The 19,065-nt window shown below is 66.2% G+C and carries 19 protein-coding genes; 10 read left to right on the top strand and 9 right to left on the bottom strand.

All coding sequences use genetic code 11. From position 1 onward, the window contains the following. The 3 genes from qcrA (at position 1) to B4393_RS16580 (ending at position 3,313) form a co-directional block, all read left to right on the top strand. Positions 1-1,170: a cytochrome bc1 complex Rieske iron-sulfur subunit gene (gene qcrA / locus B4393_RS16570; protein ID WP_005093315.1), complete on the top strand. Its 1,170-nt coding sequence runs from the start codon at positions 1-3 to the stop codon at positions 1,168-1,170. Beyond that, on the top strand, positions 1,167-2,807 hold the full coding sequence (gene qcrB / locus B4393_RS16575) for a cytochrome bc1 complex cytochrome b subunit (RefSeq protein ID WP_005096648.1): 1,641 nt from the start codon (positions 1,167-1,169) through the stop codon (positions 2,805-2,807). The genes qcrA and qcrB overlap by 4 nt, the downstream gene beginning before the upstream one ends. A 68-nt stretch (positions 2,808-2,875) precedes the next feature. Further along, positions 2,876-3,313 (top strand): PPOX class F420-dependent oxidoreductase, encoded by a 438-nt coding sequence (locus B4393_RS16580; protein WP_005085343.1) that lies wholly within the window; start codon positions 2,876-2,878, stop codon positions 3,311-3,313. On the opposite strand, the gene B4393_RS16585 is transcribed toward B4393_RS16580, so the two are convergent. The 4 genes from B4393_RS16585 to ctaC all read right to left on the bottom strand — a co-directional run bounded on the left by B4393_RS16585 (position 3,310) and on the right by ctaC (position 6,623). Continuing rightward, the gene (locus tag B4393_RS16585; protein WP_078335009.1) at positions 3,310-4,035 is read right to left on the bottom strand and encodes a DUF2561 family protein; all 726 of its coding nucleotides are present in this window, start codon (positions 4,033-4,035) and stop codon (positions 3,310-3,312) included. The genes B4393_RS16580 and B4393_RS16585 overlap by 4 nt on opposite strands. Continuing rightward, positions 4,035-4,901 (bottom strand): membrane protein, encoded by an 867-nt coding sequence (locus tag B4393_RS16590; RefSeq protein WP_005093292.1) that lies wholly within the window; start codon positions 4,899-4,901, stop codon positions 4,035-4,037. Before B4393_RS16590 ends, B4393_RS16585 begins: the two co-directional genes overlap by 1 nt. 237 nt (positions 4,902-5,138) lie before the next feature. After that, on the bottom strand, positions 5,139-5,558 hold the full coding sequence (locus B4393_RS16600) for a cytochrome c oxidase subunit 4 (RefSeq protein ID WP_005060801.1): 420 nt from the start codon (positions 5,556-5,558) through the stop codon (positions 5,139-5,141). 15 nt (positions 5,559-5,573) lie between these two features. After that, on the bottom strand, positions 5,574-6,623 hold the full coding sequence (gene ctaC / locus B4393_RS16605) for an aa3-type cytochrome oxidase subunit II (RefSeq protein ID WP_005085336.1): 1,050 nt from the start codon (positions 6,621-6,623) through the stop codon (positions 5,574-5,576). 160 nt (positions 6,624-6,783) lie between these two features. Between ctaC and asnB the strand changes: the two genes are divergently transcribed. Further along, positions 6,784-8,724: an asparagine synthase (glutamine-hydrolyzing) gene (asnB, locus tag B4393_RS16610; protein ID WP_025088467.1), complete on the top strand. Its 1,941-nt coding sequence runs from the start codon at positions 6,784-6,786 to the stop codon at positions 8,722-8,724. On the opposite strand, the gene B4393_RS16615 is transcribed toward asnB, so the two are convergent. Then, positions 8,721-9,692: a carbohydrate kinase family protein gene (locus B4393_RS16615; RefSeq protein WP_005074905.1), complete on the bottom strand. Its 972-nt coding sequence runs from the start codon at positions 9,690-9,692 to the stop codon at positions 8,721-8,723. The genes asnB and B4393_RS16615 overlap by 4 nt on opposite strands. Before the next feature lie 150 nt (positions 9,693-9,842). Here B4393_RS16615 and B4393_RS16620 point away from each other — a divergent pair, with 150 nt between their 5' ends. Then, entirely contained in the window at positions 9,843-10,385 is a 543-nt protein-coding gene (locus tag B4393_RS16620) for an Rv0361 family membrane protein (protein ID WP_078335010.1), read from the top strand. 14 nt (positions 10,386-10,399) lie between these two features. Here the strand turns inward: B4393_RS16620 and B4393_RS16625 are convergent, their stop codons facing one another. Together B4393_RS16625 and B4393_RS16630 are read right to left on the bottom strand one after the other, a co-directional pair. Next, positions 10,400-10,771, bottom strand: coding sequence for a HesB/IscA family protein (locus tag B4393_RS16625; protein WP_043080323.1), 372 nt, complete (start codon positions 10,769-10,771; stop codon positions 10,400-10,402). A 90-nt stretch (positions 10,772-10,861) separates the two neighbouring features. Continuing rightward, entirely contained in the window at positions 10,862-11,950 is a 1,089-nt protein-coding gene (locus B4393_RS16630) for a glycerate kinase family protein (RefSeq protein ID WP_078335011.1), read from the bottom strand. A 22-nt stretch (positions 11,951-11,972) separates the two neighbouring features. On the opposite strand from B4393_RS16630, the gene B4393_RS16635 reads away from it, so the two are divergent. The 5 genes from B4393_RS16635 (at position 11,973) to B4393_RS16655 (ending at position 16,798) form a co-directional block, all read left to right on the top strand. Next, positions 11,973-12,647 carry a DUF3043 domain-containing protein gene (locus tag B4393_RS16635; RefSeq protein WP_078335012.1) on the top strand — a complete coding sequence of 225 codons (675 nt, stop codon included), beginning with the start codon at positions 11,973-11,975 and terminating at the stop codon, positions 12,645-12,647. Between the two features lie 6 nt (positions 12,648-12,653). After that, the gene (locus B4393_RS16640; protein WP_078335013.1) at positions 12,654-13,187 is read left to right on the top strand and encodes a bifunctional adenosylcobinamide kinase/adenosylcobinamide-phosphate guanylyltransferase; all 534 of its coding nucleotides are present in this window, start codon (positions 12,654-12,656) and stop codon (positions 13,185-13,187) included. Beyond that, the gene (cobT, locus tag B4393_RS16645) at positions 13,184-14,242 is read left to right on the top strand and encodes a nicotinate-nucleotide--dimethylbenzimidazole phosphoribosyltransferase (RefSeq protein ID WP_078335014.1); all 1,059 of its coding nucleotides are present in this window, start codon (positions 13,184-13,186) and stop codon (positions 14,240-14,242) included. Before B4393_RS16640 ends, cobT begins: the two co-directional genes overlap by 4 nt. Continuing rightward, on the top strand, positions 14,239-14,997 hold the full coding sequence (locus tag B4393_RS16650) for an adenosylcobinamide-GDP ribazoletransferase (protein ID WP_078335015.1): 759 nt from the start codon (positions 14,239-14,241) through the stop codon (positions 14,995-14,997). Before cobT ends, B4393_RS16650 begins: the two co-directional genes overlap by 4 nt. Positions 14,998-15,085: 88 nt before the next feature. Then, on the top strand, positions 15,086-16,798 hold the full coding sequence (locus B4393_RS16655) for a metallophosphoesterase (protein WP_078335016.1): 1,713 nt from the start codon (positions 15,086-15,088) through the stop codon (positions 16,796-16,798). Here B4393_RS16655 and B4393_RS16660 read toward each other — a convergent pair. Both B4393_RS16660 and gcvT read right to left on the bottom strand, forming a co-directional pair. Beyond that, a complete protein-coding gene (locus tag B4393_RS16660) occupies positions 16,795-17,898 on the bottom strand; it encodes a branched-chain amino acid aminotransferase (protein ID WP_078335017.1) in 1,104 nt (367 codons plus the stop codon). The genes B4393_RS16655 and B4393_RS16660 overlap by 4 nt on opposite strands. A 42-nt stretch (positions 17,899-17,940) precedes the next feature. Continuing rightward, positions 17,941-19,047 (bottom strand): glycine cleavage system aminomethyltransferase GcvT, encoded by a 1,107-nt coding sequence (gene gcvT / locus B4393_RS16665; RefSeq protein WP_078335131.1) that lies wholly within the window; start codon positions 19,045-19,047, stop codon positions 17,941-17,943. Positions 19,048-19,065: the final 18 nt, after the last annotated feature.

Consider the following 19,065-nt stretch of genomic DNA (forward strand, 5'->3'; position numbering starts at 1 on the left):
GTGAGTGACGCTGACAAGCCAGAGATCCCGAGCGACGAGCAGCTCGCGGCCATGAGCCGTGACGAGCTGGTCAAGCTCGGCACCAACCTCGACGGCGTCGAGATTGTCTACCGCGAGCCGCGCTGGCCCGTCGAGGGCACCAAGGCCGAGAAGCGTGCCGAGCGTCTGGTGGCGCTGTGGTTCGCACTCGGTGGCGTGTTCGGCCTGGCCCTGCTCGGGGTCTTCCTGTTCTGGCCCTGGGAGTACAAGCCCTTCGGCGACCCGGGCAACGCGCTCTACAACCTGGCGACTCCGCTCTACGGTCTGACGCTGGGCCTGTCGGTGCTGTCGCTGGGTATCGGTGCCGTGCTGTACACCAAGAAGTTCATCCCGCAGGAGATCTCCATCCAGGACCGTCACGACGGCCCCGGCTCGGCCGAGGTGGATCGCAAGACCATCGTCGCCCAGCTGCAGGACACCCTGGACACCTCGACCCTGCCGCGCCGCAAGATGATCGTCCGGGCCCTCGGCTTCGGCGTCGGTGCCATGGGTGCCGGTACCGCCGTCGCCTTCATTGGCGGCATGATCAAGAACCCGTGGGCCAGGGTGGTTCCCACCGCCAACGGCAAGCAGCCGGTGCTGCTCACCAGTGGCTGGACCCCGCGCTACCACGGTGAGACCATCTACCTGGGCCGCGCCGTCGGCAGCAGCTCCAACGTGCTGCTCAAGATCCGCCCCGAGGACATCGACGCCGGCGGCATGGAGACCGTGTTCCCGTGGCGCGAGTCCGATGGCGACGGCACCACCGTCGAATCGCACGAGAAGCTGTCGCATATCCAGATGGGCATCCGTAACCCCGTGATGCTGATCCGCGTGCGCCCCACCGATATGCCCAAGGTGGTCAAGCGCAAGGGGCAAGAGAACTTCAACTACGGAGACCTCTTCGCCTACACCAAGATCTGCTCGCACCTGGGTTGCCCCACATCGCTGTTCGAGCAGCAGACCTACCGCATCCTGTGCCCGTGCCACCAGTCGCAGTTCGACGCACTGCACTTCGCCAAGCCCATCTTCGGGCCTGCCGCTCGTGCGCTGGCACAGCTGCCCCTCACCGTCGACAAGGACGGATACCTCGTCGCCAACGGCGACTTCGTTGAACCCGTCGGACCCGCATTCTGGGAGCGCAAATCATGAGCGACACAGCCCAAAAGCCCTCGCGCGCAGCCAAACAAGCCGAGGCGATGGATTCGCGGTATCACCTCGCTGCCGGTATGAAGCGGCAGATCAACAAGGTCTTCCCGACCCACTGGTCGTTCATGCTCGGTGAGATCGCGCTGTACAGCTTCATCGTTCTGCTGCTTTCGGGTGTCTATCTGACCCTGTTCTTCGACCCGTCGATGTCCGAAGTGACCTACAACGGCATCTATCAGCCGCTGCGCGGCGTGCAGATGTCCAAGGCCTACGAGACCACCCTGAACATCAGCTTCGAGGTACGTGGTGGTCTGTTCGTGCGGCAGATCCATCACTGGGCGGCGCTGATGTTCGCGGCGTCGATCATGGTGCACATGGCCCGTATCTTCTTCACGGGTGCGTTCCGGCGTCCCCGTGAGGCCAACTGGGTCATCGGCGCGCTGCTGTTCATCCTGGCGATGTTCGAAGGTTTCTTCGGATACTCCCTGCCCGACGACCTGCTCTCCGGCACCGGTATCCGCGCGGCGCTTTCCGGCATCACCATGGGCCTTCCGCTGATCGGCACCTGGATGCACTGGGCGCTGTTCGGTGGCGACTTCCCCGGCAACATCCTGATCCCCCGTCTGTACGCCATGCACATCCTGCTGATCCCCGCGATCATCCTGGCGCTCATCGGTATCCACCTGGCCCTGGTCTGGTACCAGAAGCACACCCAGTTCCCCGGCCCGGGTGCGACTGAGAAGAACGTGGTGGGTGTGCGCATCCTCCCGGTGTTCGCCCTCAAGGGTGGATCCTTCTTCGCCTTCACCACCGCCATCCTGGCGCTGATGAGCGGTCTGCTGCAGATCAACCCCATCTGGGTGCTGGGCCCCTACAAGCCCTCACAGATCTCCGCGGGTAGCCAGCCGGACTTCTACATGATGTGGACCGACGGCCTGCTGCGCATCATCCCGGCTTGGGAGATCTACCCGTTTGGCCACACCATCCCCCAGGCCGTGTGGGTTGCGGTCGGAATGGGCTTGGTGTTCGGTCTGCTGATCGCATACCCCTTCCTCGAGAAGAAGCTCACCGGTGATGATGCCCACCACAACCTGCTGCAGCGGCCGCGTGACGCTCCGGTCAGGACGGCCATCGGCTCGGCGGCGATCTCGCTCTACATGTTGTTCACGCTCATGTGTATGAACGACATCATCGCGCTGAAGTTCCACATCTCGCTGAACGCGACGACGTGGATCGGTCGTATCGGCATGGTCATCTTGCCGGCGGTGGTGTACTACATCGCCTATCGCTGGGCCATCGGCCTGCAGCGCAGCGATCGCGCGGTGCTGGAGCACGGCATCGAGACCGGCATCATCAAGCGCCTGCCGCACGGTGAGTACATCGAGATCCACCAGCCGCTGGCCGGAGTCGATGAGCACGGCCATGCGATTCCGCTGGAGTACCAGGGGGCACCGGTGCCTCAGCGCATGAACAAGCTCGGGTCCGCCGGAGCACCGGGCACCGGCTCGTTCCTGTTCGCCGACCCCGCCGACGAACAACACGCACTGGCCGAAGCCGAACACGAGGCGCACCACAAGTCACTACTCGCGCTGAAGGAGTACCAGGACGGCGAGCCGTCGACCAACGGTCACGGCCACTAGAAGGCAGCTCTGACAGGTGCGCCCCGCATGCGAAAGCGTGCGGGGCGCACCTGTTTTAGGGTGGCTGTATGCGTGAGATGAGCCGAGAGGAATGGTGGGCCTTCGCCTCTGCGGGAACCCGTACCGGAATGCTCGGCCTGGTCCGTGCCAACGGCGCACCCATCGTCACACCTGTCTGGTTCGTACTGCATGAGGGACCCGAGGGAGACGAGCTGATCTTCAACACGGGAACCAACACACTGAAGGGCAAAGCGATTCGGCGCGACCCACGCATCTCGCTGGCGGTCGATGATCAGCGGCCGCCGTTCTCCTATGTGCAGTTCACCGCAGAGGCGCGGCTGACCAACGATCATGACGAGATGCTCGCCTGGGCGACCGCCATCGGCGGACGCTACATGGGCGCCGACAAAGCCGAGGAGTTCGGCCGGCGCAACGCGGTGCCCGAGGAGTCACTCGTCCGGGCGAAAATCACCAAGGTGATCGCCCGCGCCGGCATCGCGGACTAAGACCCTGACGAGCCGAGCTCGCGCAGCTTCTTGAGCGTCACCCACGGAATGGCCCCCATCGCGCAGGTGATCACCCCGGCGAACGCAAACGCGACGATGGCGGCGGTATCGCTGTCCACCGCCAGCAGATAGGTGCCCGTCACCACGGCCAGCAGCGCCAAGCCGATAGCACCGGCGATCCCCACCGCGGCCCGCAGCCACATGCGATCGACGACCGCCGATTTCACGGCGGCCTCGGCGGCGGCCCGATATGCCGCGGACCCGGGACCGTTGTAGTCCGTCGGCACGTGGCTCACATGATCCGCGAGGCCGCCAAAGGTCTTGAGCTTCTCGGTCGATGCCTCCGCGGCAGGCGGACCCGGCAACGCTGCCGCCTCACGGGAAGTGCTGGCACCCTTGGATTTAGGCGCAGCTTTTGACGCGCCGCGCGTGGCGCGCTGGGCAGCGGTTTTGCGGGCGCGTAGCAACAGCGGCACCGCGCCGACGATGACGGCCAGCGACACCCCGATGACGATGTAGATCCCCAGAGAAGTACCGGAGGAGCCCGTCGAGCTGTCCCCCATTCCGGCGATCACCACGATGGCACCGACCAACATCCCGACGAACGCCAACCAGATGACCGCGCACAAGCCGATGAGCATCCGGTCAACGGACTCCGGCGATGACCGCCGCAGCGGGCCCGCGATTGCCTCCAGTGGCTTGGCCAATCGACCTGCTGGCATCAGCAGGTTGCCTGCGCCGAATTGTTGTTGTTGGAGGACAAAACCTGACCGTCGCTGGTGGTGATCGTGCAGTTGAGCTGACTCAGCCGCAGGAAGCTACTCGCCGACACCGATCCGATCTCCGAATTCGAAATGGGGGTAACCGTGATCGACCACGGGATGTACACATTCGGGTTCACCCGGGTGCGTCCCGAACCGTCGGTCCAGGTGATCGAGATGCGATCGAGCGGAGCCTTGGAACCGGTCACCGAGTACGTGATCTGCCGTGGCCCGGCCGGTGTCGTGGTCGTCGGGGGCGGAGGCGGCGGCGGTGTCGTCGTGGTAGTCACCGGCGGCGGCGCCTCATGCGTCGTCACCGGCGGAGGGGGCGGCGGTGGCGGCTCCACCGTCACCGTCTCGGTCACCACCGGCGGAGGCGGAGGAGGCGGCGGCTCGGTGGTCGGTGGAGGCGGCGGCGGTGGGGGCGGCGGGGTCGTGGTGGTGATGATCTCGTTCCACGGCGTGGTGCTCGGCGTTGGTATCACCGTGCTGCTCTTGGCCGCACCGTTGGTCTCATCCGAACGGCCCGCGACGAGCAAAGCAACGGAGGCGACCAGGGTGATGGCGGCGATGATCGCTGCCACGCCGACGACCCACGGCCACCGCGGCGGCGGCGGCTCCTCGCCATCGACGAGTTGGGTCTCGTACTCGTCGTAGGGCACGTATGGGCTGGTGAATTGCTCGGATTCGGGCGCCGAGTACGCCTGAGAATGAAACGCGGCAGAATCCGCCCCGGAAGAGTCGGGAGCCGCAGCTTCCTCATTCGGACCGTCCAGATCCGGAACTTCCCCGGGATTCCCCGACCCTGGGTTGTCCGTCCCACTCATCTACACAAGTTCCTTTTCGTCACTTCCCGCTCCCCGGCGAGCCACCTGCCTGAGGGGCCATGGCAACGATAGCCAACGCAATCCGGGGCGACGAATCCCGAAGGCCAGAAAAAACAAACTGACCACCGGATTGTTATCGAAAACGTGATGGTGCGCACGGCAATGTCCCACCAGCCACGGCCGTCCCACCGCAAAGTACGGGAGCGGCCATGGCTGACGGGCAAAATGCGAGATGAGCTAGTGCTTCTCCGCGCCGATGTGGTACTCGAAGACCAGGCCGGCGACCGCGCTCAGCACAAACACCGCACCGGCGGCGAGCAGCCACGGCAGCCACAGCGCCACGCCCACGGCAGTGGTGGCGGCGGCCAGCGCGATCATGATCGGCCACCAGCTGTGCGGGCTGTAGAAGCCGAGCTCTCCGGCGCCATCGGCGATCTCGGCGTCCTCGTAGTCCTCGGGACGGGTGTCCAGACGACGGGCCACGAACCGGAAGAACGTGGAGATGATCAGCGACAGACCCGTGGTCATCACCATGGCGGTGGTACCGGCCCACTCCACGCCGCCGTTGGCGTACATGGCGGTCAGCACCGCGTACACCACGGTGGCCAGGGCGAAGAATCCGGTGAGGATCTCGAAGAGTCGGGCTTCGATATGCATGCTGCGCTCCCTCGCCTAGTTCTTGGCCGCGTTGTTGTCTACCGGCGCGAGATCGCCGCGACGACCATCGAACGGCCTGGTGGTGATCGAGACGGGTGACTGACCGATCGAGGCCAGTGCCTCCGCGTTGCTCTTACCGTCCTGACGCGCCTTCAGATAGAACTTGAAGTCATTGGGGCTGACCACGCGCAGCTCGAAGGCCATCATCGAGTGGTACGTGCCGCACATCTCCACGCAGCGCCCCACGAACGCGCCCTCCTTCAGGATCTTGCTGACCTGAAAGACGTTGTCGGAGTTGTTGGCCTTGGGCTCGGGCATCACGTCGCGAGTGAACAGGAACGGCACCACCCGGAACGAGTGGATGACGTCGGCCGAGGCCAGCTGGAACTCGATGCTCTTGCCGCTGGGCACGACCAGCACCGGGATCTCCGAAGAGGTTCCGACCGTCTCGATCTTGTCGAAGTTCAGGTAGGTGCGGTCCTCACGGTTCAGGCCACGCACCGGGCCGACGAGCTCGTTGCCGTGTGCGTCCTTGCCCTCGGGCTTGGAGGTCATGGCCTTCTTGCGCTCGGGGTCGGCGCCTTCGTAGTTGAGGCTTCCGTCCTTGAACGCGACCTTCTGGTAGCCGAACTTCCAGTTCCACTGGAATGCGGTGACGTCGACGACGACCTCGGGGTTGGGGTCCTTGTGCATGACCTTGTTCTGCACCACGACGGTGAAGTAGAAGAGCACCGCGATGATCAAGAAGGGCACCACCGTCAGGACCAGCTCCAGCGGCAGGTTGTACCCGAACTGACGCGGGAACTCGGTGTCGCCCGGCTTGTGGCGGTGGAACGCGACGGTCCAGAAGGTCAGACCCCACACGATGACGCCGACGACCAGCGAGGCGACGACCGCCCAGGTCCACAAGGGGGCCATGTAGTCGTGTGCTTCGGGGGTGATGCCCTCGGGCCAGCCGAACCGCAGCACCTCTTGGACGCTACAACCGCTGAGCAGGAAGCTCGCCGCGCCCAACAGCACCACAGTGGCCAGCAGGGACGGCCGTGAGCCGGACCGTGACGTCACGTTTTTAGCCTCCTGTTTCGCCTGCAGAATCCATCGCTGACCAGTGGCAGCAATCGAATACTACGCAGCGTAGACCACGCGGTCGCATCAGGGCTGCGACGGGGCCGGTATCGGGACCTAGGTCCTGAGACGGTCCCCGTGATGTTGCATACTTGGCCGCGTGTGTGGACTGGTGGCGTGGCTGGGCCCGCCCGGGTCTTCCCTCGAATCCCATAGCCCGGCGGTGGATGCCGCGATGGTGCACATGCGCCACCGCGGCCCCGATGAACCGGGCGTTTGGCACGAGGGAAACGTGCTCTTCGGCTTCAACCGGCTGTCGATCATCGACATCGCGCATTCACATCAGCCGTTGCGCTGGGGTCCCCCGGACGCGCCGGGCCGGTATGTGTTGGTCTTCAACGGCGAGATCTACAACTACCTGGAACTCAGGGCGACACTGGCCGCCGAACATGGCGCCGTATTCTCCACCGAGGGCGACGGCGAGGCGATCCTGGCGGCGTACCACTTCTGGGGGCCGGACGCGCTACACCGGCTGCGCGGCATGTTCGCATTCGCGATCTGGGACACCGTGGAACGCGAGTTGTTCTGCGCCCGCGATCCTTTCGGTATCAAGCCGCTCTTCATGGCGACCGGCCCGGGCGGCACCGCACTCGGCAGCGAGAAGAAATGCCTGCTGGATCTCGTCGAACAGCTGGGCATCGGGACCGAGTTGGACCTGCGCGCGCTGCAGCATTACACGACGCTGCAATACGTTCCGGAGCCCGAGAGCCTGCACACCGAGATCCGCCGCCTGGAATCCGGTTCGTACGCCCGCATCGCCCCCGGACAGGAGCCGCGCATCACGCGCTACTTCCCGGCCCGATTCGAGGTGGCCCCGTTCACGCGTGCCACGCGTCAGTCCCGGTACGACGAGATCACCGAGGTGCTCTCCGATTCGGTGGCCAAGCATATGCGCGCGGACGTGACGGTGGGCTCGTTCCTGTCCGGCGGCATCGACTCGACGGCCATCGCCGCACTGGCGATCCGGCATAACCCCAAGCTCATCACTTTCACGACAGGCTTTGAGCGGCAAGGCTATTCCGAGGTCGATGTGGCGGTGGAGTCGGCGCAGGCAATCGGCGCCCGCCACATCGTCAAGGTGGTCAGCCAGGAGGAGTTCGTCTCCGCACTTCCGGAAATCGTGTGGTACCTGGACGATCCGGTGGCAGATCCGTCCTTGGTGCCGTTGTTCTTCGTGGCACGCGAGGCCCGCAAACACGTCAAGGTGGTGCTCTCCGGCGAGGGCGCCGACGAGCTGTTCGGCGGATACACGATCTACCGGGAGCCCTTGTCGCTCAAACCTTTCGAATACTTGCCGGGCGCACTACGGCGCGGCGCGGCGCGATTGTCGGCCGCCATCCCGGACGGAGTGCGCGGTAAGAGCCTGCTACACCGCGGATCGATGACCCTGGAGCAGCGCTACTACGGAAACGCCCGCAGCTTCGACGATGAGCAGTTGCGTGCGGTGCTCCCCCACTACCGCCCGGAATGGGGCCACCAGGACGTGACGGCGTCCCTGTACGAGCGGTGTGCGGGATGGGATCCCGTGGCCCGCATGCAATATCTGGATCTGTTCACCTGGCTGCGCGGCGACATCTTGGTCAAGGCCGACAAGATGACCATGGCCAACTCGCTGGAACTGCGGGTACCGTTCCTCGACCCCGAGGTGTTCAAGGTGGCCTCGCGGCTGCCCTACCGGGAGAAGATCAACGGGCAACCGACCAAGAGGACGACCAAGTACGCCTTGCGCAAGGCACTGGAACCCATTGTGCCGGCGCATGTTCTGCACCGGACCAAGCTCGGCTTCCCGGTGCCCATCCGGCATTGGTTTGTCGACGGGCTACTGCACGACTGGGCCCGCGAGATGCTCTCCACCACACAGGCAGGGCACCTGATCGACGTGCCCGCCGTCGGCCGCATGCTCACCGAACACGCCGCCGGCGCCAGCGATCACAGCCGCAGGCTGTGGACGGTGCTGATCTTCATGCTGTGGCACGCGATCTTCGTCGAGCAGTCAGTGCGGCCCCAGATCCAGGAGCCGCACTACCCGGTGCAGCTCTAAAGAGCGGCACCGATCTCGTCGGCGGCTTCCTGGCCGTAGGCGTCGGCAAGGCGGACCAGCGCTTCGTCGCGCTCCCACAGCCATTCCTGAGTGCCCACGGTCTCCAAAACCAGCGTGGCCACAAGCGATCCCAGCTGCGCCGAGCGCTCCAGGTTCAGGCCGGCGCTGCGGGCGGAAAGGAACCCGGCGCGCCACGCGTCGCCGACGCCGGTGGGGTCGACCTGCCCCTTCTCCGGAACCACCCCCACCTTCAGGGATGTGCCGTCCTTCTCCACGATCTCAACACCGTTGGCACCGAGAGTGGTGATGCGCAGCTCGACGCGCTCGCGCACATCGGCCTCGGTCCATCCCGTCTTGGACAGCAGCAGATCCCACTCGTAGTCATTGGTGAACAGGTAGGCCGCACCACCGACGAGGTCGCGCGCCTGCTCTCCGGACAGACGGGCCAACTGCTGCGACGGATCCGCGGCGAACGGCAGACCCAGGCTCCGGCATTCCTCGGTGTGCCGGAACATGGCATCGGGGTCATTGGCCCCGATGATCACCAATTCTGGTGTGCCGGTGCGGGACACAACATCAGCCAGCGAGATGTCGCGGGCTTCGGACATGGCGCCGGGGTAAAAGGAGGCGATCTGCGCCATGTCCTGATCGGTGGTGCACACAAAGCGCGCGGTGTGGGCGGTCTCGGAGATCAGCACGGCGTCACAGTTGACGCCGTGGTCCTCGAGCCACGAACGGTATTCGGCGAAATCCGCACCCACCGCACCCACCAGGGTCGGCTTGCCGCCGAGCACGCCGATGGCGAAGCCGATGTTCCCTGCGACGCCGCCGCGCCGGATCTCCAGATCGTCCACCAGGAAGCTCAGGGACACCTTCTGCAGGTGCTCAACCAACAGCTGTTCGGAGAACTTGCCGGGGAAGTTCATGAGGTGGTCGGTCGCAATGGATCCGGTGACGATGATGGACACGCGTGAGACCCTTCGTAGGATTCGGGCGGGTTGGGCAGTCGAGAGACAACCCCAAAAGCTTACCTAACGTAACTGTTCGGGCGGTTGTCTCCGATTGCTAGCCTGGTTTGTTGGGGAGTGAGATCGGGGACACGATTTTCAGGAGAATTAATGGCTGAACCAGGTTATTCGACGGTGCCCTACCCTGGTTTACCGCCCATGCCGCCACCGGTCGACTACCCCGAACGCAAGCGCAAGGTGCCTGGCTGGGTCGCACCCGTCGCCGTGGTGGCCGCGCTGCTGGTGCTGGCGCTCATCCTCGGATTCCTGACCAAGAATTCGGGTGTCTCCCAACGGCCCAGTGAGGCGAAGATCGAGCAGACCATTCAGGGCTACCTGGATGCGATGGCCAGGCTCGACACCGTGACGCTGGCACGCAACGCCGGCTGCGGCCTGTATGACGCGGTGCGCGACAAGGACACCGACGACACGATTGTGCGTGCCAACGCCCAACAGTTCGTCGCCACCTTCGGAACGGCCACGGTGAAGTCGATCGACAAGGTCGTCTACTTCTCCCAGTACCAACTCAAGGTGCTCTTCACCGCGACAAGCCAGAAGCGCAAGGACGCCCCGCAGGGCCAGGCCGAGCTGCTTCTCAACGACGGCAAGATCTACGTGTGCTCCGCCTACATGCGCGGCGGGAACGCTTACTGATCAGTGCGTTCTGATCAGTTGAAGGAGTCGCCGCAGGCGCAGGAGCCGGTGGCGTTCGGGTTGTCGATCGTGAAGCCCTGCTTCTCGATGGTGTCGACGAAGTCGATGGAGGCACCCTGGATGTAGGGAGCGCTCATGCGGTCGACGGTGAGCTTCACACCGTCGAACTCGGTGACGAGGTCTCCGTCGAGGGTCCGGTCGTCGAAGAACAGCTGGTACCGCAGACCCGCGCAGCCACCCGGCTGGACGGCGATGCGCAGCGAAAGATCGTCGCGGCCTTCCTGGTCCAGCAGCGCCTTGGCCTTGGCGGCAGCAGCATCGGTCAAGACGGCGCCATGCGTGCCCTCATCGGTACTGGTGGCGGTCGATTCGTCTTGGACAGTCATGGTGGGATCTCCCCTGGGTCGAAGCTCGCGGGCGGACGTCCACTTCAGGCACGTCTTCTGATGTCAACGGTACCTCGTGTACGGCTATTCCTACATCTGTGCCCAACTATCCGGGCTCTGGCGAGGCGGCCAGTCCCGTGCGACGTGGGCCGCCAGCCCGGCCAGTTGACCGGCGGCATCGTCCATGGCGCGCTGCACGGACCCCGCGAACTGCGCAATCGATTCGGCGCGCGCGATACCTGCCCGTTCGTATTCGGCACGGTCCAGTGCCACCTGCCCTGCCAACACCAGCACCGGAATGCCCGATGTCGTGGCGCGGGCCGCTACCGCCCCGGCGACCTTGCCGTGCAGCGTCTGGTCGTCGAACTTCCCTTCTCCGGTGATCACCAGGTCGGCCCGCTCGACCGCGGCATCGAGGCCGGTGTGCTCGGCGACGATCCGTGCTCCCGACGCCCGACGGCCACCGAGCGCGAGCAGGGCTGCCCCGATGCCACCCGCCGCCCCGGCTCCGGCGACGTCCCGGACGAAACGCCCGGTTCCGGCCTCCAGCACCGCGGCCCACTCGGTGAGCCGCGCCTCCAGGCGTGTGACGGTGTCCCGGTCTGCCCCCTTCTGCGGACCGAACACCGCGGCCGCACCGCTGCTACCGAGCAGCGGATGCTCCACATCGCTGGCGACCACCAGTTCTGTTGTGGCCAACCGGTGCTGCGCCCGCTCCAACCCTCCGAGGCCCTCGACGAGCCCCGCGCCCCCGTCGGTGCAGCTGCTGCCGCCCAGGCCGACGACGATCCGCGTCGCCCCGGTGTCCAGTGCGGCCGCGATCAGCTGCCCGACCCCGGTGCTGTGCGCACGCCAGGCGGTGTCGATCGAGGGCGACTGTCGCAGCAGCGGCAGCCCGCAGGCCTGCGCGCATTCGACATAGGCGGTCGTTCCGTCCGCCAGCCATTCGGCGTCGACTTCCTCGTCCAGGGGTCCGCGCACCCGCACCGCGTGCCGGCGCGCCGAGGTCAGCTGTGTAGCGAGCACGTCCACGAACCCGGGTCCGCCGTCGGACTGTGGGCTGAGGATGACCGTGTCGCCGGGACGAGTTCTGCCCCAGCCTTCCGCGATGGCGCTCGCGGCCTCGGTGGCGGTGAGGGTGTCACCGAAGCTGTCGGGCGCCACCAGAATCTGACTCATTCGCGCAGGATAATCTGGGCTGGTGAATCTGCTCGGCCGAAAGAAATCCGCCCCCACCGATGACACTGCCGCGGCGTCCACTTCGCCGTCCGGTGAGACGGACGTCACAGGACCTTCCGAGCCGTCGCAGTCGGGAAAGGGCCGCCCCACCCCCAAGCGGGACGCCGGGAAGCGCCGCGGACCTGTCGCGCCGGCACCGTTGACCAGTTCCGAGGCACGGCAACGCCGCAAGGCGATGCGCGGGCCGAAGTTGTCGCGCGCCGAGCGCAAGGTGGAGACCGCCGAGCGGCGCGCCCGGATGGCCGAAAGTCGCGAAAAGATGATGGCCGGGGACGAGGCGTACCTGCTGCCCCGCGACAGGGGTCCGGTGCGCGCATTCGCGCGCGACATCGTCGACTCGCGGCGCAATGTGCTGGGGCTGTTCATGCCACTGGCGCTCTTCCTGATCTTCTCCATGTTCGCGGTGCCGTCCGTCCAGGTGCAGATGTGGATGACCCCGGCCATGCTGGTTTTGATGATCGTGATGATCGTCGACGGCATCTTTGTAGGCCGACTGGTGAACAAACGCGTCTACGAACGGTTCCCGACCAGCGACGAGGGCGGATTCAAGCTCGGCTGGTACGCCGCCAGCCGCGCGTCACAGCTGCGCAGGATGCGCGCGCCGCGTCCCCGGGTCAACCGCGGCGAGCCGGTTTAGCCGGACGTGCCTACCACGCTGGTTCTTGGTGGAATTCGTTCGGGGAAGTCGCGTTTCGCCGAATCACTACTGCCCGCCGCAGGACCCGCGCGGTACCTGGCCACCGGATCGTCGGTTCCCGGGGACGCGGCGTGGGCGGACAGGGTTGCCGCCCACCGGTCCCGCCGTCCCGGTCACTGGGCCACGGCCGAAACCACCGATATCGCGACCGAGCTGCGCACCGGTGACGCGGTGCCCACACTCATCGACGATCTCGGGGGTTGGCTGACCGCCATGCTGGACAGCCGCGGCGCATGGGATCGCGGCGGCGAGATGATCGCCGCCGATGTCGGCACGTTGATCGATGCCATCGGCACCTACCCCAGCGACCTGGTCATCGTGAGCCCGGAGGTCGGACTGACCGTCGTGCCCGCCACCGCATCCGGCCGGCTCTTCGCCGATCAGCTCGGCACACTGAATCAGGCCGTGGCGGGGCGCAGCGAACGGGTGCTGTTGGTGGTGGCGGGTCAGCCGCTGGCCATCAAGGGAGCCTGCACATGACCACAGCCGAAGCGCCACGATTCGCGCCGGTCTCGGCGCCCAATCCGGATATCGCCGACGCCGCACGCGAACGGCAACAGCGGCTCACCAAGCCGGCCGGCGCGTTGGGGAGGCTGGAGGAACTGTCGATCTGGGCGTCGGCCTGCCAGAACCAGTGCCCCCCTAGGATATTCCAGCGGCCCCGGGTCGTCGTCTTCGCGGGCGACCACGGAGTGGCCGCCGGTGGCGTATCGGCTTATCCCCCGTCGGTCACCGCGCAGATGGTGCGCAACATCGATGCCGGCGGGGCCGCGGTGAATGTGCTGGCGGCATTGGCCGGCGCAAGCGTGCGGGTGGTCGACATTGCCGTGGACACCGACGCGTCTCTGACAGAAACCGTTGCTGCCCAAAAGATTCGCCGCTCCAGCGGCAACGTCGCCATCGAAGATGCGCTTACCACCGAGCAGACGCACGCCGCGCTGGCCGCCGGTATCGCCCTGGCCGACGCCGAGATCGACAGCGGAGCCGATCTGCTCATCGCCGGCGATATGGGCATCGGAAACACCACACCGGCAACGGTGTTGGTGGCGGCGCTCACCGGGAGCGAACCGGTGGCGGTCGTGGGCCGGGGCACCGGGGTCGACGACGCCGGATGGATACGCAAGACCGCCGCAATCCGTGACGCGCTGCGCCGCACCAAGGATGTGCGTACCGACCCCGTCGCCCTGCTGGGCCGGGCGGGCGGCGCCGATCTCGCGGCAATGACCGGCTTCCTGGCGCACGCGGCGGTGCGCCGCACGCCGGTTCTGTTGGACGGGGTGGTGGTCACGGCGGCCGCGCTGGTGGCCGAACAGCTGGCACCCGGGGCACGCCAATGGTGGCTCGCCGGACATCGTTCCACCGAGCCCGCGCATTCTCTTGCCCTCAAACGCCTTCGGCTGGAGCCCGTGCTGGATCTGCAGATGCGATTGGGCGAGGGATCCGGAGCACTCGTGGCACTGCCGGTGCTGCAGGCTGCGGTCGGCACGCTGGCTCAGATGGCGACGTTCGACGAGGCCGGAGTGGACAGCGTGTGAACGCGTTCCTGCGGATCCTGCGACCGATCGGTGGCGCCTTCGAATTCGCCACCGTGACACCGGTTCCGGCGCGGCTCGCGGGGACGCTTTCGGGCCCGGTGCTGGGGGCGCTGCCGGTGGTGGGTACCGCCTTGGGTGTGCTCGCGGCGTTCGTCACCTGGATCATGCATTTCGCGTACATGGCTCCGCTGGCCGGACTGGCGGCGGTGACGGCGACGATCCTCGTGACGCGGGGCCTGCATATCGACGGGCTCTCCGATACCGCCGACGGGTTGGGCTGTTATGGGCCACCGGAACGGGCCCTGACCGTGATGCGCGACGGTTCGGCCGGACCGTTCGGGGTGGTCACGGTGGTCATCTCCCTTCTGGCCCAGGCGTTGTCGTTCGGGGTGCTGGCCTCCAGGCAGGAATGGCTGGCCATCGCGCTGGCGGTCACGGTGGGACGGGTCAGCGCAGTGGTGGCCTGCCGGCGCGGTGTACCCGGCGCCGCGCAGAGCGGTTTCGGCACTCGGGTTGCCGGATCGCAGCCGCTGTGGCTGGCGGGGACATGGGTGCTCGCCGCGATGGCCGTGGGGGTGCTGGCACTGCCTTGGCGACCGTGGCAGGGTCCGGTGGCGGTGGCGGTGGCACTGATCGCCGGGGCGCTACTGGTCCGTCATTGCGTACGCAGGTTCGGCGGCATCACCGGTGACGTGTTGGGCGCGAGCATCGAGGTGACCACGACCCTGGCCGCGTTGGGCCTGGCGGCGTACTGATGCGACCGAGAAAATTTCACCAGGAGTTCGTGGCCACATCGGCCTGTGCGGTCGCGTTACCGGCCGCCGTGGTCCACCATTCGAATCTATGCCGCGCAACCCGTTGAACCCCGCCGGTGAGACACCGGACATGGGAATCCCGCAGTCGATCGCCGGATCGATGTCGATGGCCGAACAGTACGAATGGCATCGTGGGTACCTGCGCCGTCACGCAGTCTCGCGCCGCAACTTCCTGCGGGGTTCGGCGGCGGCCGCCGCGGTCGCCGCATTGGGGGTATCGCCGTTCGGACGACGGGCGTATGCGGACGAGGCGCAGCTGGGGGTCGCTGGTAGGCGCGTGGGATATGGCGCGGACTCCTCGAGCCAGCTCGGCTTCTCCGGCCAGCTGTCCAGGAATCCACACGGCACCAAGATCTTTCTCGACCATGGCCCGACGCCCGACCTGGGCGCCTCCCTGGAGGCCGAGGTGCGCAACCTGGTCACCCAGATTCCGTCCAGCGACCACGGAGTGCTGGCGGCCGAACAGTTCTACGTCCACGCACCCGTGCACGGGCTCGCCGGGGGCACCGAGCATTTCTACCGCTGGCGTACCGCGGACGGCTTCCTGAGCGACATCCGGTCGGCCGCAACGGCAATCCCGTCCGCGCGAAACGCGCTCGCGCCCTTCCGTTTCACCATGATGGGCGATCAGGGCACCGATGAAACCCCCACACTCCCACCAAACCTGACACCCGGTGAATACGACGACAACGGCTACAGCGCGGACAACGACCCCACGATGCCGCACACGCTGAACGTCATGAACCAGATCGTGGCCAGCCGGCCCGACTTCCACATCCTGGCCGGCGATATCGCCTATGCCGACCCCTCCGGGATGGGTAAGTCGCCCCAATTCGTGTCCGGTGGCGGCAAGGCCCCGGCCGGATTCGACAAGTACAACCCCTTCGTCTGGGATGTGTACCTGACGTCCATCGAACCCAGCTCCTCGACCACACCGTGGATGTTCGCCACGGGTAATCACGACATGGAGGCGGCATACGGCCACCACGGTTACGGTGGCCACCTGGCTCGTCTCGGGTTCCCCGGCAACGGCCCCGCCGGATGCCCGTCGGCATATTCGTTCACGTACGGCAATGTCGCCGTGCTCTCCTTGGATGCCAACGACGTGTCCTACGAGATCCGGGCGAACACCGGCTACTCCGGCGGAGCCCAAACTGGTTGGGTGGGAAGAACTTTAGCGGCGTACCGAGCCAACCCGAATATCGACTTCATCGTCTGCTTCTTCCACCACTGCGCCTATTCCACGACGCTGTCCCATGCCAGCGACGGTGGCGTACGTGACGCGTGGTGTGCACTGTTCGATCGCTATCAGGTGGATCTGGTGCTACAAGGCCACAATCATGTCTTCGAACGCACCGATCCCATTCGTGCGGGACGGCCGACCGGAGAGGCCGGGGACAACGCCACCGTCGACCCGGAGACCGATGGCACCGTGTATTACACGGTGGGCTCCGCGGGCCGGCCGCGGTATGACTTTCAGCCGGGTGAGCCGGAGGGGTATCGGGGCCGCGAGCTCGCAGACACCTTGGTACCCAATAGTTTTGTGTGGGCGCCCGACGGTAGTAAGCATGCCGAAGCTGTCACGTGGTCCCGGGTGCGTTATCGCAACTACGCCTTCATTCGCGTCGACGTGCGTCCCGGAACCTTGGTCAGCGAGATGGACGTCACCGCGGTCGACGAATACGGCCGCGAGTTCGACAAGGTAACCTATCGCCGCCGGGTACGCGCGGGAGCGTCCTAGCCGAGCTTGGTGATCCAGCCGTGCGTATCGGCGAAGGTGCCGCGCTGGATTCCGGTCAACGTGTCACGCAGGGCCATGGTGACCTCACCGGATTCCCCCTCGCCGACGGTGAATTCGCCACCCGAGTACTTGACGCGCCCGACCGGCGTGATGACCGCGGCCGTCCCGCAGGCGAACACCTCGGTGATCTCCCCGGAGGCCGTCTTCTTCTCCAGCTCGTCGACGTCGATCTTGCGTTCCTCGATGGCGAAGCCTGCATCGGAGGCCAACTGTAGCAAGGACTTCCGCGTGACGCCGGGCAGCAGAGAACCGGACAGCTCGGGGGTCACCAGGCGTGCCTCGCCGTCGCGCCCGAAAACGAAGAACAGGTTCATCCCACCCATTTCTTCGATGTACCGGCGCTCGATGGCGTCGAGCCACACCACCTGATCGCAGCCTTCGTCGGCGGCCTGCGCCTGGGCGACGAGCGAGGCGGCATAGTTGCCACCGGTCTTGGCTGCGCCGATCCCGCCCGGTGCGGCACGCACGTACTCATGCGACAGCCACACGCTGACCGGCTTGATGCCCTTGGAGAAGTAGGCGCCCGCGGGTGAGGCGATGAGCAGGTACCGGTATTCGTCGGCGGGCCGCACGCCGAGACCGGCTTCGGTGGCGATGATGAACGGACGCAGGTACAGCGATTCCTCCCCACCACCCGGTGGCACCCAGTCGGCGTCGACCGCGATGAGCTGGCGCAGTGACTCGATGAACAGCTCTTGCGGCAGCTCGGGGATCGCGATGCGACGGCACGATTGGATCAGCCGTTCGGCGTTAGCCTCGGGACGGAAAGCGGCGATGGTTCCGTCGGGCTGGCGGTAGGCCTTGAGCCCTTCGAAGACCTCTTGCGCGTAGTGCAACACGATGGCCGACGGGTCGAGCGTGATGGGGCCGTACGGCATCACTTGCGCGTTGTGCCAGCCATTTTCGGCGTTCCAGTCGATGGACACCATGTGGTCGGTGAAGTACTTCCCGAATCCCGGCGCCGCGAGTACCTCAGCCCGACGCGCCGGGCTGGCCGGTGACGGGTTGAGTTGCCGGGTGAACTCGGGAAGCGGATTCATGCTCGGCAGTCTAGCCGTCCGCCGTCGCCAAATTCGAACCCATTACCCGACGTTGACGTCGACGAATGGCGGCTTGACGACCTCGCATTCGATCTCGCGGCCGCGCACGTCGACGACGACGGTGGATCCGTCCGGGATCTGGGCGGCGGTGTCCAGCAAGGCCAGCGCGATTCCGGTCTTCAGGGTCGGCGAGAAGGTCCCCGACGTGGTCACCCCCACCGGCTGGCCGTCGGAAAGCACCGTGAGGTCGGGGCGCAGCACACCCCGGCCGGTCGCCCGCAGACCTCGCAGGGTGCGGGTGGGGCCCTCGCTCTTCTCCCGGGTGAGCGCATCGCGCCCCCAGAACGCGTCCTTCTTCCAGCCGACGGCCCATCCGGCCCGTGCCTGTACGGGGCTGATATCGGCGGAGAGCTCATGACCGTGCAGCGGATAACCCATCTCGGTGCGCAGCGTGTCTCGCGCGCCCAGACCGGCCAGCTGGCCACCCGCCGCGGTGATCACCGGCAGTAGGGCATCGAACACCGCACCGGCGTCATCCCAGGACGGCAGCAGCTCGTAGCCGTGTTCGCCGGTATATCCGGTGCGGCATACCCGCACCGGCAGGCCGTTCAGCATCGCGTCGGCGTAGGCCATGTACTCCATATCCGTTGGCAGGCCGAGCTGTTGCAGCACCTCCGCGGATTTGGGCCCCTGCACGGCCAGCACCGCGTAGTCGCGGTGCTGATCGGTGACGGTGATTCCCGCGGGGGCCTGCTCCTGCAGGGCGGCGACCACGGCCGCGGTGTTGGCGGCATTGGGCACCAGGAAGATTTCGTCGTCGGATACGTAGTAGGCGATGAGGTCGTCGATGACTCCGCCGGTCTCGGTGCAGCACAACGTGTACTGAGCCTTGCCCGGTCCAACCTTGTTGAGATCGTTGGTAAAACACGCATTGACGAACGCGGCGGCGCCCGGGCCGCGCACCAGCGCCTTGCCGAGATGACTCACGTCGAACAGGCCGACTGCCTCGCGAGTGGCGGTGTGCTCCCCTACCGTGCCGGCGTACGAAACCGGCATGTTCCAGCCGCCGAATTCGGCGAAGGTGGCGCCCTGTGCGGCGTGCCGGTCATGGAGGGGGCCAGGAATCGGAGCAGCAGTCGGCGGCGTCATGGCGTTCACCCTAATTGG

It is taken from the genome of Mycobacteroides franklinii (assembly GCF_002013895.1).
Classification (GTDB): Bacteria; Actinomycetota; Actinomycetes; order Mycobacteriales; family Mycobacteriaceae; genus Mycobacterium; species Mycobacterium franklinii.

What these genes read in the sequence shown, in the direction of transcription:
- B4393_RS16630 (WP_078335011.1), bottom strand. Translation starts at nt 11,950, where the DNA reads ATGAGTCAGATTCTGGTGGCGCCCGACAGCTTCGGTGACACCCTCACC.
- B4393_RS16625 (WP_043080323.1), bottom strand. Translation starts at nt 10,771, where the DNA reads ATGACTGTCCAAGACGAATCGACCGCCACCAGTACCGATGAGGGCACG.
- B4393_RS16590 (WP_005093292.1), bottom strand. Translation starts at nt 4,901, where the DNA reads ATGAGTGGGACGGACAACCCAGGGTCGGGGAATCCCGGGGAAGTTCCG.
- B4393_RS16660 (WP_078335017.1), bottom strand. Translation starts at nt 17,898, where the DNA reads ATGAATCCGCTTCCCGAGTTCACCCGGCAACTCAACCCGTCACCGGCC.
- B4393_RS16655 (WP_078335016.1), top strand. Translation starts at nt 15,086, where the DNA reads ATGCCGCGCAACCCGTTGAACCCCGCCGGTGAGACACCGGACATGGGA.
- cobT (WP_078335014.1), top strand. Translation starts at nt 13,184, where the DNA reads ATGACCACAGCCGAAGCGCCACGATTCGCGCCGGTCTCGGCGCCCAAT.
- B4393_RS16620 (WP_078335010.1), top strand. Translation starts at nt 9,843, where the DNA reads ATGGCTGAACCAGGTTATTCGACGGTGCCCTACCCTGGTTTACCGCCC.
- B4393_RS16580 (WP_005085343.1), top strand. Translation starts at nt 2,876, where the DNA reads ATGCGTGAGATGAGCCGAGAGGAATGGTGGGCCTTCGCCTCTGCGGGA.
- gcvT (WP_078335131.1), bottom strand. Translation starts at nt 19,047, where the DNA reads ATGACGCCGCCGACTGCTGCTCCGATTCCTGGCCCCCTCCATGACCGG.
- qcrB (WP_005096648.1), top strand. Translation starts at nt 1,167, where the DNA reads ATGAGCGACACAGCCCAAAAGCCCTCGCGCGCAGCCAAACAAGCCGAG.
- B4393_RS16600 (WP_005060801.1), bottom strand. Translation starts at nt 5,558, where the DNA reads ATGCATATCGAAGCCCGACTCTTCGAGATCCTCACCGGATTCTTCGCC.
- B4393_RS16585 (WP_078335009.1), bottom strand. Translation starts at nt 4,035, where the DNA reads ATGCCAGCAGGTCGATTGGCCAAGCCACTGGAGGCAATCGCGGGCCCG.